General features: G+C 70.4%; 15 protein-coding genes. 1 reads left to right on the top strand and 14 read right to left on the bottom strand.

Annotation, left to right across the window (positions count from 1 at the left end):
- The first annotated feature begins 10 nt into the window (after nt 1-10).
- Entirely contained in the window at nt 11-997 is a 987-nt protein-coding gene (locus ACFY16_RS14170; RefSeq protein ID WP_390647378.1) for an ArsR family transcriptional regulator, read from the top strand.
- A 37-nt stretch (nt 998-1,034) separates the two neighbouring features.
- Here ACFY16_RS14170 and ACFY16_RS14165 read toward each other — a convergent pair whose 3' ends face one another.
- The 14 genes from ACFY16_RS14165 to ACFY16_RS14100 all read right to left on the bottom strand — a co-directional run bounded on the left by ACFY16_RS14165 (nt 1,035) and on the right by ACFY16_RS14100 (nt 13,964).
- Nucleotides 1,035-1,781 carry a sirohydrochlorin chelatase gene (locus tag ACFY16_RS14165; RefSeq protein ID WP_390647377.1) on the bottom strand — a complete coding sequence of 249 codons (747 nt, stop codon included), beginning with the start codon at nt 1,779-1,781 and terminating at the stop codon, nt 1,035-1,037.
- A gap of 6 nt (nt 1,782-1,787) precedes the next feature.
- Complete coding sequence (locus ACFY16_RS14160; protein WP_390647376.1) at nt 1,788-2,666, bottom strand: ABC transporter permease; 879 nt, start codon at nt 2,664-2,666, stop codon at nt 1,788-1,790.
- The gene (locus ACFY16_RS14155) at nt 2,653-3,438 is read right to left on the bottom strand and encodes an ABC transporter ATP-binding protein (protein ID WP_390647375.1); all 786 of its coding nucleotides are present in this window, start codon (nt 3,436-3,438) and stop codon (nt 2,653-2,655) included. Before ACFY16_RS14155 ends, ACFY16_RS14160 begins: the two co-directional genes overlap by 14 nt.
- Nucleotides 3,439-3,472: 34 nt before the next feature.
- Nucleotides 3,473-4,585 (bottom strand): aliphatic sulfonate ABC transporter substrate-binding protein, encoded by a 1,113-nt coding sequence (locus tag ACFY16_RS14150; protein ID WP_390647374.1) that lies wholly within the window; start codon nt 4,583-4,585, stop codon nt 3,473-3,475.
- Nucleotides 4,586-4,817: 232 nt separating this feature from the next.
- Nucleotides 4,818-6,152, bottom strand: a complete 1,335-nt coding sequence (locus ACFY16_RS14145) for a sulfate adenylyltransferase subunit 1 (protein WP_390647373.1) — start codon at nt 6,150-6,152, stop codon at nt 4,818-4,820.
- Between the two features lie 2 nt (nt 6,153-6,154).
- On the bottom strand, nt 6,155-7,099 hold the full coding sequence (cysD, locus tag ACFY16_RS14140; protein WP_390647372.1) for a sulfate adenylyltransferase subunit CysD: 945 nt from the start codon (nt 7,097-7,099) through the stop codon (nt 6,155-6,157).
- Nucleotides 7,096-7,632, bottom strand: coding sequence for an adenylyl-sulfate kinase (cysC, locus tag ACFY16_RS14135; protein WP_390647371.1), 537 nt, complete (start codon nt 7,630-7,632; stop codon nt 7,096-7,098). Before cysC ends, cysD begins: the two co-directional genes overlap by 4 nt.
- A gap of 26 nt (nt 7,633-7,658) precedes the next feature.
- Entirely contained in the window at nt 7,659-8,369 is a 711-nt protein-coding gene (locus ACFY16_RS14130) for a phosphoadenylyl-sulfate reductase (RefSeq protein ID WP_390647370.1), read from the bottom strand.
- Nucleotides 8,366-8,548 (bottom strand): hypothetical protein, encoded by a 183-nt coding sequence (locus ACFY16_RS14125; RefSeq protein WP_390647369.1) that lies wholly within the window; start codon nt 8,546-8,548, stop codon nt 8,366-8,368. Before ACFY16_RS14125 ends, ACFY16_RS14130 begins: the two co-directional genes overlap by 4 nt.
- Complete coding sequence (locus tag ACFY16_RS14120; RefSeq protein WP_390647368.1) at nt 8,545-10,242, bottom strand: nitrite/sulfite reductase; 1,698 nt, start codon at nt 10,240-10,242, stop codon at nt 8,545-8,547. The genes ACFY16_RS14125 and ACFY16_RS14120 overlap by 4 nt, the downstream gene beginning before the upstream one ends.
- A gap of 123 nt (nt 10,243-10,365) precedes the next feature.
- Nucleotides 10,366-10,449 carry a putative leader peptide gene (locus ACFY16_RS14115; protein WP_309486338.1) on the bottom strand — a complete coding sequence of 28 codons (84 nt, stop codon included), beginning with the start codon at nt 10,447-10,449 and terminating at the stop codon, nt 10,366-10,368.
- 127 nt (nt 10,450-10,576) lie between these two features.
- Nucleotides 10,577-11,149 (bottom strand): GNAT family N-acetyltransferase, encoded by a 573-nt coding sequence (locus tag ACFY16_RS14110; protein ID WP_390647367.1) that lies wholly within the window; start codon nt 11,147-11,149, stop codon nt 10,577-10,579.
- A gap of 17 nt (nt 11,150-11,166) precedes the next feature.
- Nucleotides 11,167-12,459, bottom strand: coding sequence for a hypothetical protein (locus ACFY16_RS14105; protein WP_390647366.1), 1,293 nt, complete (start codon nt 12,457-12,459; stop codon nt 11,167-11,169).
- Nucleotides 12,460-12,665: 206 nt separating this feature from the next.
- Nucleotides 12,666-13,964, bottom strand: coding sequence for a GAF domain-containing protein (locus tag ACFY16_RS14100; protein ID WP_390647365.1), 1,299 nt, complete (start codon nt 13,962-13,964; stop codon nt 12,666-12,668).
- Nucleotides 13,965-14,064: the final 100 nt, after the last annotated feature.

Below are 14,064 nucleotides of genomic sequence, written 5' to 3'. Positions count from 1 at the left end.
GTGGCGCTCAATGATTGAGTTCCGGTTCGCCGTCGGCGACCTCGCCACCACCTCCTTCGCGTACTCCCCGCTCCAGGAGGCGGTGTTCTCGCTGCGCTGTCTGCACGACCCGGCGCGCTATCCGCACCACCGGCCGTGGCTGCGCTGCATCCGCCCGCGCCTGGAGACGCTCGACCGCGAACTGCTCACCGCGGTCGTAGCCCCCTGGCTATGGGTACCGGATTTCCTCACCCCGCGCCCCGCCCGCGCCCGGCCCGCCTTCGCCGACGAGTTGGACGTGGTCCGCGCCACCCCGCCGGACGTCGTCGGCGCCGACATCCGTGCCACCTACCGGACCCCGGAGGCGCTCCCCGCCGTCCTCGCGCGGGGCCTCGCCGAGCCCGTCGCGCTCCTCGCCCGGCTCGCGGACGCGATCGACGCCTACTGGCACACCTGCCTCGCCGACGACTGGTGGCCACGCGTGCAGAGCATCCTGGAGGCCGACCTCGCGTACCGGGGACGGGTGCTGGCGGAGGACGGCGTCGGCGCGCTGCTGGCGGGACTCGATGAGCGGCTCTCCTGGACGGGCAGTGAGCTGCGGCTGTCCACCCGGGACTTCATGGTCCAGACCTCGTGGGCCGACGTCAGCATCGACGGGCGCGGCCTGGTGCTGCTGCCGACGATGTTCGCCCGCGGCGCCCAGCCCCTGATCGACCCCGCACGGCCCCCGGTGCTCATGTATCCGGCGCGCGGCCGCGCCACCCTCTCCGAGACACCGCCCCCGGTCACCGACGAGGCCCTGCTACGCCTCCTCGGCCGCCCCCGCGCCCGTCTGCTCCTGCTGCTGGCCGAACCGGCGTCCACCACCGAACTGGCCCACCGGCTCGGCGTCACCCCCGGTGCGGTCAGCCAGCACCTCGCGGTGCTCTACCACGCCGGGCTGCTCAGCCGTACGAGGAGCGGTCGGATCGTCCGCTACACCCGGACGCGGCTCGGCGACGAGCTGTGCCGGCGGTGACGAGCAGGCGACAGCGGAGGAAGCACGCTTCCGTCGCTCAGGCGCTCACCCTGGTTGACAGCAGCGCTTTCGTGGACGCTCCGTCGTACCGGTGCACCATCAGCTGGGCCACTTCCGGGGCCGGACCCAGCACCTCGGCCAGCACGTCCGCCGCTGCCGCGCCCCGCGCGATGCGGTCCGGGAGGAAGCCGGGGGCCAGGACGTAGGGGGCGACGGCCACTCGCCGGCACCCCAGTGCCCGAAGCTCCCGCACCGCGTCCTCGGTGCGGGGGAGGGATGCGGAGGCGAACGCAGGTCGCACGGCGCACCAACCGGTGTGCCGCCACTCCCGCGCGATATCTGCGATCACTGCGATCGCCTCCGGGTCGGTGGACCCTGCCGAGGCCAGCACGACCCCGGTCGAGGACTTGTCGGCGGGCGTCAGCCCCGCCTCGTACAACCGTCGTTCCAGGGCGGAGAGCAGCAGCGGCGACGGGCCGAGAACCTCCGCCTGCCGGATCCGCAGCTGCGGCGGCGCGTCCCGCAGGACCGCCGGGATGTCCGCCTTCGCGTGGAACGCGCGGGTCAGCAGCAACGGGAGCGCCACGACGTCACGGACGCCCTCCGTCGCCAGCGACTCCAGCACCCCGTGCACCGACGGGATGTTGAAGTCGAGGAAGCCCGTCTCCACGCGCAGCCCCGGGCGCAGCGACCGTACCCGCCGCACGAGGGCGTGGATGGTCGCCGCGTGCCGCGGATCGCGGCTGCCGTGGGCGATGACGAGAAGGACCGGCTTCTTGTGCATGGGACTTCAGCTCTTCACCAGCAGGCCGCGGCTGCGCAGCACCCACCGCTCCAGCGGGCTGAAGATCAGCAGGTCGATCGCGATGCCGACGAACAGGATGAGCAGGATGGCCTCGAACACCATGGCCATGTCGCTCGCGGTACGGGCGTTCTCCAGCAGCTGGCCGAGGCCCACGCCCAGGTCGGGGAAGCTGGCGATGATCTCCGCCGCCATCAGCGAGCGCCACGAGAACGCCCAGCCCTGCTTCAGGCCCGCCACATAGCCGGGCAGCGCGGCCGGCAGGGTGACGTGCCAGATGCCCTTGACGCCCGTCGCGCCCATCGTGCGTCCGGCGCGCAGGAACAGCGGCGGCACCTGGTCCACGCCGGACACCAGGCCGTTGGCGATGGACGGGACCGCGCCGAGCAGGATCACCGCGTACATCATCGAGTTGTTCAGGCCCAGCCAGATCACGGCCGGCGGCACCCACGCCACCGACGGGAGTGACTGGAGGCCGGACAGGATCGGGCCGATGGCCGCGCGCACGAACTTCACCCGTGCCACCAGCAGACCCAGCGGGGTGCCGATGAGCAGCGCGAAGAAGAAGCCCAGCAGACCGCGCGAGACGCTGGTCCAGATGTAGCCGAGCAGATCGCCCTTGAGCCAGGCGTCCTGGAAGGCGCTCCCCACGGCACCCGGCGAGGGCAGCTTGGTCGGGTCGTCGATGATCGGGTAGAGGATGTACCAGACCACGAGGACCACCGCGACGGCGGCGATCGGCGGAAGGATCTTGTTGACGAAGGTCTGCCGGAGGGTCGGACGGCCGGTGGCCGTGGTCTCCAGTGCGTCCAGGCCCGCCTCGACGCTCCCGGCGTCCTGGACCGGCGTCGTCTCAGTGCTGGCCATGACGGCGGATCTCCCCACGCAGTACATCGGTGATCTCAAGGGACAGTTCGGCGACGGGCGCGTCCTCGATGCGGCGCGGCTGCGGGATGTCGACCGTCCACTCGCGCGCGATCCGGCCCGGACGGGACGACAGCAGGATCACCCGCTGCGCGAGCCGTACCGCCTCGCGCACGTTGTGCGTGACGAACAGGACGGAGAGGCCGGTCTCCTCCCAGATGCGGGTCAGCTCGTCGTGCAGCACGTCCCGCGTGATGGCGTCGAGCGCCGAGAACGGCTCGTCCATCAGCAGGAGGTTGCTCTCCTGCGCGAGCGCGCGGGCCAGTGCCGCGCGCTGGCGCATACCGCCCGACAGTTCATGGACGCGCTTGCCGTACGCGCCCTTCAGCCGGACCAGTTCGAGCAGCTGCTCGGCCCTGCCGCGGCGGTCGTTCTTGGGAACTCCCCTGAGCTTCAGGGCGAGTTCGATGTTCTTGCCCGCGGTCAGCCACGGGAAGAGTGCGTGCTCCTGGAACATCAGGGCCGGGCGGCCGTCGGTCGTGATGGAGCCCGCGGTGGGCTTGTCCAGCCCCGCCACCAGGTTCAGCAGCGTGGACTTGCCGCAGCCCGAGGCCCCCAGGAGGGTGACGAACTCACCCGGCGCGACATCGATGCTGACGTCGTCCAGGACGAGCTGCTGCCCGCCCGGTGTCGCGAAGGACTTCGAGACATGCTCAAGGCGTGCCGCGTACTCGACCGACTCGGCGGCCTTGGCGAGAGTCGTGGTCGTGGCCATGGTCGTCACCTCCTGGGAACTCGTCGGGTCTGCGTCAGCTGGTGCCGAGACCGGCGGCGTCGACCGTGCTCACGCCCTCGGCCTTGAGGACCTTGTTGAGGATCGTCAGGTCGTAGATGCCATCGAGGTTCGGCTTCTCCAGCAGACCTGCCTTGACGGCGTGCTCCGCCTCGGCGTCGAGGGTGGAGGCCAGCGGGTCATCGGTGAACTTGATCGACGTCCAGGCCGGGTCCAGGACGTTCGTCGGGAGCGCCTTGCCGGAGTCAGTCTCCAGCTGCTTGTTCGCCGCCGCCTTGGCTTCGTCCGGGTTGGCGTTGATCCACTTGTTGGTCTCGACCGAGGCCTTCAGGACCGCCTCGACGGCCTTCGGGTGCTCCTTGAGGAAGTCCTGCCGCACGATGATGTTCGTGATCACGAACTTCTTGTCGGGCCACAGCGACGCCTCGTCGAGCAGCACCTTGGCGCCCTCCGCGACCAGCTTGGACGCGGTCGGCTCCGGCACCCAGGCGCCGTCGATGGAACCGGACTTGTAGGCGTCCGGGGTGATCTTGTTGTCCGTGCGGACGACCGTGACGTCACCCTTGCCGCTCTGCGCGTCGACCTTCCAGCCCTGGTCGGCGGCCCAGTTCAGGAACGCCACGTCCTGCGTGTTGCCGAGCTGCGGGGTGGCGATCTTCTTGCCCTTGACGTCCTTCAGGGACTTGATCTTGTTCGGGTTGACGACCAGCTTCACGCCGCCCGACGCCGAACCGCCGATGATCTTCAGGCTCTTGCCGTTGGACTTGGTGTAGCCGTTGATCGCCGGGGAGGGGCCGATCCAACCGATGTCGATGGAGCCCGAGTTGAGGGCCTCGATCTCGGACGGACCGGCGTTGAAGATCGCGGGCTTGACCGTGGTGGCGCCGAGCTCCTTCTGGAAGAAGCCCTTCTGGACGCCCACGAGCGCAGTCGCGTGGGTCAGGTTGCCGAAGTAACCGATCTTGACGGAGTCAAGGCCGTCGATCTTCGTGGATCCGGCGGCGACCTTCGCCTTCGAGGAGTCGTCGTCGGAATCGGACCCGTAACCGCAGGCGGCGAGGGTGAGCAGGGGGAGAGCTGCGATCACGGCTATGCCGCGGCGAAGGAACGTTGAGCGGTTGACAGGCACGGGAGGCTTTCCTCTCGTTGGCCCGGCGGTCACGGTCTCTCAGGTCGTGGCCGGGAGGTCGGCAGGTCTTCGTCGCTTCCGGGACGTCGGGTGGGGGGACAGGGCGCGCAAGCGGTGCGCGTACGTCATCGCGCACATCGCGCGACTCCGCCCTGTCCGCTGCCGAGGGCGCCGCTGCCGACACGGCCGCCCTCCTTCGCGAACGTCGAGTAGACATCGTTGGTCTTCATGCTCAGAAGTCCCAGCCGTCGTTTTCGGACTCGTCCTTGACCGGTTCCGGGGAGGCGAACGACTCGCCGACCATGCCCGCGGTGAGCGTGGTGCCGTCGCTCGGGTCGATCAGGATGAACGAGCCGGTGCGGCGCGAGTCGGCGTACGAGTCGACCGGCAGCGGCTCGGCGGTGCGGATCTTCACCCGGCCGATGTCATTGGCGACGAGCTGTCCCGGGTGCGGGTGCAGGGACAGGTCGTCGAGCGTGAGACGGGACGGGATGTCCTTGACGATCGCCTTGACCGTGCGCGTGCCGTGCTTGAGCAGCACGCGGTGCCCGACGGTCAGCGGCTGGTCGGCCACGTGGCAGACGGTCGCCTCGATGTCCTGCGTGGTGGGCGGCGCGTCCTTGCTCGGCACGATCAGGTCACCGCGCGAGATGTCGATGTCGTCCTCCAGCAGGAGGGTCACCGACTGCGTCGTCCACGCCACGTCGACCCGCTCGCCGAGCAGGTCGATGCCGGAGATCTTCGTCGAACGGCCGGACGGCAGGACCGTGACCTGCTCGCCGACGCGGAAGCTGCCGGCCGCGATCTGGCCCGCGTAGCCCCGGTAGTCCGGGTGCTCGGCGGTCTGCGGTCGGATCACGTACTGCACGGGAAGGCGCGCGTGGCAGTGCGCCAGGTCGTGGCTGACCGGGACGGTCTCCAGGTGCTCCAGCACCGTGGGACCGCCGTACCAGTCCATGTTCGCGGACGGCTCCACCACGTTGTCCCCGGCCAGCGCCGAGATCGGGATCGCGGTGACCTCCGGGACGCCCAGCTCGGTCGCGTACGCCGTGAACTCCTCGGCGATTGCCGCGAACACGGACTCCTTGTACTCGACCAGGTCCATCTTGTTGACCGCGAGGACCACGTGCGGGACACGCAGCAGGGCGGCGATCGCGGCGTGGCGGCGCGTCTGCTCGACGACGCCGTTGCGGGCGTCGACCAGGACGACCGTCAGCTCGGCGGTGGAGGCGCCGGTGACCATGTTGCGGGTGTACTGCACGTGGCCGGGCGTGTCGGCGAGGATGAACCGGCGCCGGGGCGTGGCGAAGTAGCGGTACGCCACGTCGATCGTGATGCCCTGCTCGCGCTCGGCGCGCAGGCCGTCCGTCAGCAGCGCGAGGTCCGGCCCCTCCTGGCCCCGGCTCGCCGAGACGCGCTCCACGGCCTCCAGCTGGTCGGTGAGCACCGACTTGGAGTCGTGCAGCAGCCGGCCGACAAGGGTGGACTTGCCGTCGTCGACGGAGCCCGCGGTGGCGAACCGCAGCAGGGTGGTGGCCGAGAGTTCCTCGGTCGTGATGGTGCTCATGCTTAGAAGTACCCCTCGCGCTTGCGGTCTTCCATCGCGGCCTCGGAGAGCTTGTCGTCGGCGCGTGTGGCGCCGCGCTCGGTGAGCCGGGACGCGGCGATCTCGGTGATGACCTGCTCGAGGGTCACCGCGTCGGAGTCGACGGCGCCCGTGCAGGACATGTCACCGACCGTGCGGTAGCGCACCTGCCGCTTCTCGACGGTCTCGCCGTCCTTGGGGCCGCCCCACTCACCGGCGGTCAGCCACATCCCGCCCCGCTGGAACACCTCGCGCTCGTGGGCGAAGTAGATCTGGGGCAGTTCGATGCCTTCGCGGGCGATGTACTGCCACACGTCCAGCTCGGTCCAGTTGGACAGCGGGAAGACGCGGACGTGTTCGCCGGGGGCGTGCCGGCCGTTGTACAGGTTCCACAGTTCGGGCCGCTGGCGGCGGGGGTCCCACTGGGAGAACTCGTCGCGCAGCGAGAACACCCGTTCCTTGGCGCGGGCCTTCTCCTCGTCGCGGCGTCCGCCGCCGAAGACCGCGTCGAACTTCTCGTTCTGGATCTTCTCGGTGAGGGGGAGGGTCTGGAGGGGGTTGCGGGTGCCGTCGGGGCGCTCGCGCAGCACTCCGCGGTCGATGTAGTCCTGCACGGACGCGACGTGCAGGCGCAGTCCGTGGCGTTGCACCGTGCGGTCGCGGTACTCGAGGACCTCGGGGAAGTTGTGTCCGGTGTCCACGTGCAGCAGCGAGAAGGGCACGGCCGCGGGGGCGAACGCCTTCAGCGCCAGGTGCAGCATGACGATGGAGTCCTTGCCGCCGGAGAACAGGATCACCGGCCGCTCGAACTCGCCCGCCACCTCGCGGAAGATGTGCACCGCCTCGGACTCGAGCGCGTCCAGGTGGCTGAGGGTGTACGGGCCGGCCGTACCCTCTTCGCCCCCCTTGACCTCGGCTGCGATCGTCATGCCAGTCCCCTCTCGCTGAGCAGGGCGTACAGCGACGCCGCGGACTCCTGCACGCTCTGGTTCTGGGACTCGATCCGCAGATCGGGCGACTCGGGCGCCTCGTACGGGTCGTCGACCCCGGTGAGCCCCGAGAGCTCGCCCGCGGCCTGCTTGGCGTACAGACCCTTCACATCGCGTACGGAGCACACCTCGACCGGGGTCGCGACATGCACCTCGAGGTACGCCGCCCCGCTCTCCTGGTGGCGCTTGCGCACGGCGTCCCGGCTGTCCGCGTACGGCGCGATCACCGGCACCAGGGCCTTGACGCCGTTACGGGCGAGCAGCTCGGCGAGGAAGCCGATGCGCTGCACGTTGGTGTGCCGGTCCTCGCGGCTGAAGCCGAGGCCCGCCGAGATGAACTCGCGGATCTCGTCGCCGTCGAGCACCTCGACGAGGTGGCCCTCCTCGCGCAGCCGGCCGGCCAGCTCGTACGCGATGGTGGTCTTGCCGGCGCTCGGCAGACCCGTGAGCCAGACGGTGGCTCCGGTCGTCACGTGTGTCTCCTGAATCTGTGTCATGGTCAGTCGTGCAGCCCGCACTCGGTCTTGGCGCGTCCCGCCCAGCGGCCGGCGCGCGCGTCCTCGCCCTCCAGGACGCGGCGGGTGCACGGGGCGCAGCCGACGGAGGCGTAGCCGTCCATCAGCAGCGGATTGGTGAGTACGCCGTGTTCGGCGACGTACGCGTCCACGTCGTCCTGGGTCCAGCGGGCGATCGGGGAGATCTTGACCTTCTGCCGTTTCTCGTCCCAGCCGACGACCGGGGTGTTCGCCCGGGTCGGGGACTCGTCGCGGCGCAGCCCTGTCGCCCAGGCCCGGTAGCCCTTGAGGCCCTCTTCCAGGGGCTGGACCTTGCGGAGCTTGCAGCAGAGGTCGGGGTCACGGTCGTGCAGCTTGGGACCGTACTGCGCGTCCTGCTCGGCGACCGTCTGGCGCGGGGTGAGGGTGATGACGTTGACGTCCATCACGGCCTCGACCGCGTCGCGGGTGCCGATGGTCTCCGGGAAGTGGTAGCCGGTGTCGAGGAACACGACGTCCACGCCCTTCATGGCGCGGGACGCGAGGTGCGCGACCACCGCGTCCTCCATGGAGGAGGTCACGCAGAAACGGCTGCCGAAGGTGTCGACCGCCCACTGGAGGATCTCCAGCGCGGAGGCGTCCTCCAGGTCGCGGCCCGCCTGCTCGGCGAGCGCCCTCAACTCATCGGTGGTGCGCTCTTGCTGAGTCGTCGTCATGTCGGCTCATCCCCTCCGGCGTTGGAGTTCCGAAGTCCATGGGCCAGCAGCCCGAGGAACTTCAGCTGGAATGCGCGGTTGCAGGCCGCGCATTCCCAGGCGCCGTGACCCTGCTCGCTGGGACGCAGGTCCTCGTCGCCGCAGTAAGGGCAGTAGAAGGGGGCGGCCCGCTCGCTCATGAGAGGGCCTCCTCGCTGGCGCGGGCGGCCCACGTCGCGAACCGCTCGCCGTCCTCGCGCTCGGCCTGGAAACGCTTCAGGACACGCTCGACGTAGTCCGGCAGCTCCTCCGAAGTGACCTTCAGGCCCCGGACCTTGCGGCCGAAGCCGGCCTCCAGACCGAGGGCGCCGCCCAGGTGCACCTGGTAGCCCTCGACCTGCTCGCCCTTGTCGTCGAGGACGAGCTGGCCCTTGAGACCGATGTCCGCCACCTGGATACGGGCGCAGGCGTTCGGGCAGCCGTTGAGGTTGATGGTGATCGGCTCGTCGAAGTCCGGGATGCGGCGCTCCAGTTCGTCGATCAGGGAGGCGCCGCGCGCCTTGGTCTCGACGATGGCGAGCTTGCAGTACTCGATGCCGGTGCAGGCCATGGTGCCGCGCCGGAACGGGGAGGGCTTGGCGGTCAGGTCCAGCGCCTCCAGGCCCTCGACGAGGGACTCGACCTGCGACTCCTCGACATCCAGCACGATCATCTTCTGTTCGACCGTCGTACGGAGGCGGCCGGAGCCGTGCGCCTCGGCCAGCTCGGCGATCTTCGAGAGGGTCGTGCCGTCCACGCGGCCCACGCGCGGCGCGAAACCGACGTAGAAACGGCCGTCCTTCTGCCGGTGCACGCCGACGTGGTCGCGCCAGCGCTGGACGGGCTGGGCGGGCGCCGGGCCGTCGACGAGCTTGCGCTTGAGGTACTCGTCCTCCAGGACCTGGCGGAACTTCTCGGGGCCCCAGTCGGCGACCAGGAACTTCAGCCGGGCGCGGGTGCGCAGCCGCCGGTAGCCGTAGTCGCGGAAGATGCCGATCACGCCGGCCCAGACGTCCGGGACCTCCTCCAGCGGGACCCAGGCGCCGAGCCGGACGCCGATCTTCGGGTTGGTGGACAGGCCGCCGCCGACCCACAGGTCGAAGCCGGGGCCGTGCTCGGGGTGCTCGACGCCGACGAGCGCGATGTCGTTGATCTCGTGGGCGACGTCGAGCAGCGGGGAACCGGAGATCGCCGTCTTGAACTTGCGGGGCAGGTTGGAGAATTCCTTGCTGCCGATGTACCGGCTGTGGATCTCGTCGATGGCCGGGGTGCCGTCGATGATCTCGTCCTCGGCGATGCCGGCGACGGGCGAGCCGATGATCACTCGGGGGGTGTCACCGCAGGCCTCGGTGGTGGACAGGCCGACGGCCTCCAGGCGGTTCCAGATCTCGGGAACGTCCTCGATCCGGATCCAGTGCAGCTGGATGTTCTGCCGGTCGGTGATGTCCGCGCTGCCCCGCGCGAACTCCTGCGAGATCTCGCCGATGACGCGCAGTTGCTGGGTGGTGAGGCGTCCGCCGTCGATCCGCACCCGCAGCATGAAGTACTTGTCGTCCAGCTCCTCCGGCTCCAGGATCGCGGTCTTGCCGCCGTCGATCCCGGGCTTGCGCTGGGTGTACAGCCCCCACCAGCGCATACGTCCCCGAAGGTCGTTGGGGTCGATCGAGTCGAACCCGCGCTTGGAGTAGATCGTCTCAATGCGTGTCCGCACATTGAGACCGTCGTCGTCCTTCTTGAACTGCTCGTTGCCGTTGAGCGGGGTGAAGTGACCCGCGGCCCACTGACCCTCACCGCGGTGACGGCTCACCTTGCGGCGGGGCGCTGCGGCAGCAGGGTTCTGCGGGGTGGCGGCCATGGTTCTACGTCCTTCGGGACAGGCGGAATGCGGCTCTTACCTGTGCGGGCGCACGGAAAACGTACGTGCGCGTCTTTGCGCAGGGGGAAACCAAAAAGGGAAAGTCGGCGGTGCTGCGGCTCGTCAGCTCGCCGGACAGATGGCGCTGGACATGCGGCCGAGGTCGACGTGCCGCCGACTCACCAAGGCAATTCCAGTTCCAGACATGACGGAAGCGTGTCACGGCGATCTGGACACAGTCCAGCTTCGTCCGTCATGCGGACATACTGGTCCCGGAATGTGAGACAGGGGTGTCTTCGGTCACATGGCGTGCGGGCCGCCTTGTCAATGCAGGTCAGGCGGGGTAGGCGCCCGGCCAGGGGCCCGGTGCGGAGACCTCCGGCTCTTCCTCGACCTTGGTGTCGAACAGCTTGAACCCCCGGCGCAGGTAGTTGTCCATCGCGTGCTCGCCGTCCAGGCTGCACGTATGCAGCCACACCCGCTTGGTCGTCGGCAGCCCCGGCCACCGATCCGTGAGGTCCCAGGCGCGGGCGGCGCCGTACGACAGCAGGTGCCCGCCGATCCGCCGTCCGCGGAAGGCCGGGATCAGCCCGAAGTAGACGATCTCCACAACCCCGTCGTCCTGCGGATCCAGCTCCACGTACCCCGCCGGCGTGCCCCGGTCGTAGGCGACCCACGTCTCCACGCCCGGCCGCTCCAGGTGCTCCTGCCACCGCGCGTACGTCCAGCCGAGCCGGTCGATCCAGCGGATGTCCCCGCCCACGGACGCGTACAGGAAGCGGCTGAACTCCGGCGAGGGCACCTCGGCGCGGACGATCCGCACGTCGCCCTCGGGCGCGGCGGCCGGGAGGGCGTCGGTCGGCGCGGTCTGCTCGAGGGACCAGGTGGTCACGGCGATGTTGGTCATGCCGGACAGGGAATCATCTAGTCCAGAGATCTGTCGATCGAGGCCAGCGGCAGTGCGAAGAGCATCCGCGCGGACTGGGACCAGACCTCTCCGGTCTCCTGCCAGTAGGAGAGGGACTCGGTCTGTGGGCTCCAGCAGCGGCGCGTCCCCTCGGATCCGCACTTCGTGGCCCGGGCACCGTCGGTGTCCTGCCGCCACAGGCGGCCGGGCCCGTCCTGGGTGTCGGCCGCGCGGCTGACATACCAGTGTGACCGGTACGACAGCACGCCCCGGACCTCGGAGGTCTTCGTCTCGTACACCTCGTCCGCGTCCGCGTGGCCGGCGGCGCCGGTCGCGAGGAGCCCGGCGCGGTCGGGGGCCGTACTGAAGGAGTAGCGCCAGAGGCGGGTGCGACGGTCGCTGTGGGCGAGGGTCCACTCGCTCGCGACCAGGCTGTCCGGGGTCGTGCTGCGGTCCAGGGAGACGCCGCCGGGGTGCGGGGCGCCGTCGCCGCCGGTCAGCCGGTAGGAGCCGATGGCCGGCAGTACGTACCGGTAGCCGTGCGCCGACCAGCCGTCGGCCACCCGGCCGATCGCCTCGGCGTCCACCGTGGCGCGCTGGACGCGGTTCATGTCGTAGACGTACAGCGCGGCGCGGTCGCCGTCGTCGGCGGTGACCAGCAGCTTGTCCTCGTACCAGACCATGCCGGAGACATGGGAGGTGAGCCCCCGGTAGTCGCGCCCGCCGTCGACCGGGACGGCGAGGAGCGCCCAGGTGTAGCTGAGGTGGTCCAGGTCGCCCGCGTCCACGAAGGCGACCCGGGCGAGGTCCCGCTCGGCCGCCGTGCCGCCGCTCGTGGTCCAGCCGGAGAGGATCACGCGGTTCGCGCCCCAGCGGCCGTCGTCGTCCGCGTCCCCGGAGGTGGTGACCGCCCCGGGCCGCCAGCCGACGGTGTCCGCGGCGTTCCAGCAGTACGCGCGCGTGGCCGCCGGTTCGACGGGCAGCGCCCGCTTCTCGGCGGACGTGCAGTCGGCCGCGGCGCGCAGCGTGTGGTCGGCTCCGGCGAGGACGGCGGTGACCCCGACGGGCCGCCCCATCTCCCCGGCGAGCCGGTCGAGGTCGGCCTGCGGCACCAGGTTCTCCGTCAGCCGCAGCCTGGCCGTCTCCGCGGAGGAGGTGAGCGGCTTCAGTGCCCCGGGATCGTCGGCGACCGTCGCCTGCGAGGCGCTGATCATGGTGGCGGCGGCGGTGAGCGCGAGGGCCGTCCCGGCCAGGAACGCGCGCAGCGCCTGGCCCCGTCTGTGCCGGCGGTGTCTGCCACGTTGCTTCATCCGACCTCCCGAGGCGGGCCAACTGCGCCTGGTGGTCGTCACGTTGACCGAGGAGCAGGTGGGGTGACCCGTACAGGGGATGCTACGGCAGGCGGAGACTGCCGGGGACGAAGACCTCGCAAATATGCGGAAGATGCCACCGGGTGAGTCATTTGCGGTGACGGCGGCCGGTGAGTGGCCTACCGTTGGGGCGGCCGGTGAGTGGCCTACGGCAGGGCGGCGGACGTCCGTCCCTCCGTCACCGCCGGTGCCGTCGAGTGCGGCAACAGGTCGCGTGGGTCGTCCGGCAGGAGGACCTCGACGTCCGCGTCTTCGCAGAAACGATACGGTTGGTGTTCCAGGAACCCCCCGAGGTACTTCCGTACCCGCGACATCTCGGCCCGTACCGTCACCGTGCGGCCCGGATCGCCGAACACGTCGCCGGCCAGTCCCGCGGCACTGCGCCCGGAGCGGTGCGCGGCCAGCAGGTAGAGCAACTCGGCATGTCTGGGGCTCAGTTCGTGGGTCCAGGAACCCGCGCTGCCCGACACCGTCACCGACCAGCTGCGCGGCCGGCCCAGGTCCAGCACGATCCGGGTGGCCGCCTGCGGCAGCGGCTCGGCAGCCCCGTCGGCGGCCCGCACCAGCCAGCCGTCCGCCAGCGGCTCCACCGAGCACAGCCCGAGCGACGGCAGCCACCGACGGCCCGCCGACAGCGACTTGGGCAGCGCGAGCCGGTTTGTGTACGGCATCCCCGTCACGGCCGCGGTCCAGCCGTCCCGGTCCACCACCACCGCCCGGTCGCCGAGCCGAGCCAGCACCGGCGCCGCCACCGCGCGCAGCTGCTCCAGCGAGCTCTGGTGCAGCTCGCGCAACCGGGCCTCGGCCAGCTTGGCCACCGAGTCGACCCAGGAGAGCGTGGCCGGATGCATCGTCTCGAGCGGGCCGCTGACGTCCACCACACCCAGCAGCCGGCCGTCCCGGGGATCGGTGATCGGCGCGCCCGTACAGGTCCACGACGCGTGACTGCGTACGAAGTGCTCGGCGGCGAACACCTGGACGGGACGGCGCACCACCGCCGGGGTACCCACCCCGTTCGTGCCGACGACGTCCTCACGCCAGTCCGCGCCGAGTTCGAACCCGAGCCCGTCGGCCTTGCGCAGCACCGGCGAACAGCCCTCGCGCCACAGCACCCGGCCCTCCGCGTCGGCGATCACCATGATGTGGTGGGCGGTGTCCGCGACCTGGAGCAGACCCTCGCGCAACACCGGCAGGACATGCCGCAGCGGGGACTCCTCCCGGCGCCGCTGGACCTCGTCGGGGGCGAGCAGCCCCGATCTGAAGTCGTGCTCGGGGTCGACGCCGCTGCGCAGCATGCGCCCCCAGGACTGTTCGATCACGGGGCGGGGAGCGATGCGCGCGCGCTGTCCGGCGAGCGTGGCGTCGCGCACGTCGCTGAGCATCCGCGCCGCGCGCGCCGCGTCGACGGCGGCGAGTTGCGTCACGTTCTTCGGCGAGTTCGCCACTGGGTCCTCCCAGGAAGGGCCTGCGACAACCGGAGAATGTCAAGCGCCTCGGCCGACGGTTTCCGGTCCTGTTCCGCTGGTTCAGGTGGTGCGTCACATA

This window comes from Streptomyces sp. NPDC001315, from assembly GCF_042896175.1.
In the GTDB taxonomy this organism is placed as follows: Bacteria; Actinomycetota; Actinomycetes; order Streptomycetales; family Streptomycetaceae; genus Streptomyces.
The sequence above is the reverse complement of the archived record's forward strand: the minus strand, read 5'-3'. Positions and strand labels throughout refer to the sequence as shown.

What these genes read in the sequence shown, in the direction of transcription:
- ACFY16_RS14170 (WP_390647378.1), top strand. Translation starts at nt 11, where the DNA reads ATGATTGAGTTCCGGTTCGCCGTCGGCGACCTCGCCACCACCTCCTTC.
- ACFY16_RS14165 (WP_390647377.1), bottom strand. Translation starts at nt 1,781, where the DNA reads ATGCACAAGAAGCCGGTCCTTCTCGTCATCGCCCACGGCAGCCGCGAT.
- ACFY16_RS14160 (WP_390647376.1), bottom strand. Translation starts at nt 2,666, where the DNA reads ATGGCCAGCACTGAGACGACGCCGGTCCAGGACGCCGGGAGCGTCGAG.
- ACFY16_RS14155 (WP_390647375.1), bottom strand. Translation starts at nt 3,438, where the DNA reads ATGGCCACGACCACGACTCTCGCCAAGGCCGCCGAGTCGGTCGAGTAC.
- ACFY16_RS14145 (WP_390647373.1), bottom strand. Translation starts at nt 6,152, where the DNA reads ATGAGCACCATCACGACCGAGGAACTCTCGGCCACCACCCTGCTGCGG.
- cysD (WP_390647372.1), bottom strand. Translation starts at nt 7,099, where the DNA reads ATGACGATCGCAGCCGAGGTCAAGGGGGGCGAAGAGGGTACGGCCGGC.
- ACFY16_RS14130 (WP_390647370.1), bottom strand. Translation starts at nt 8,369, where the DNA reads ATGACGACGACTCAGCAAGAGCGCACCACCGATGAGTTGAGGGCGCTC.
- ACFY16_RS14125 (WP_390647369.1), bottom strand. Translation starts at nt 8,548, where the DNA reads ATGAGCGAGCGGGCCGCCCCCTTCTACTGCCCTTACTGCGGCGACGAG.
- ACFY16_RS14120 (WP_390647368.1), bottom strand. Translation starts at nt 10,242, where the DNA reads ATGGCCGCCACCCCGCAGAACCCTGCTGCCGCAGCGCCCCGCCGCAAG.
- ACFY16_RS14115 (WP_309486338.1), bottom strand. Translation starts at nt 10,449, where the DNA reads ATGTCTGGAACTGGAATTGCCTTGGTGAGTCGGCGGCACGTCGACCTC.
- ACFY16_RS14110 (WP_390647367.1), bottom strand. Translation starts at nt 11,149, where the DNA reads ATGACCAACATCGCCGTGACCACCTGGTCCCTCGAGCAGACCGCGCCG.
- ACFY16_RS14105 (WP_390647366.1), bottom strand. Translation starts at nt 12,459, where the DNA reads ATGAAGCAACGTGGCAGACACCGCCGGCACAGACGGGGCCAGGCGCTG.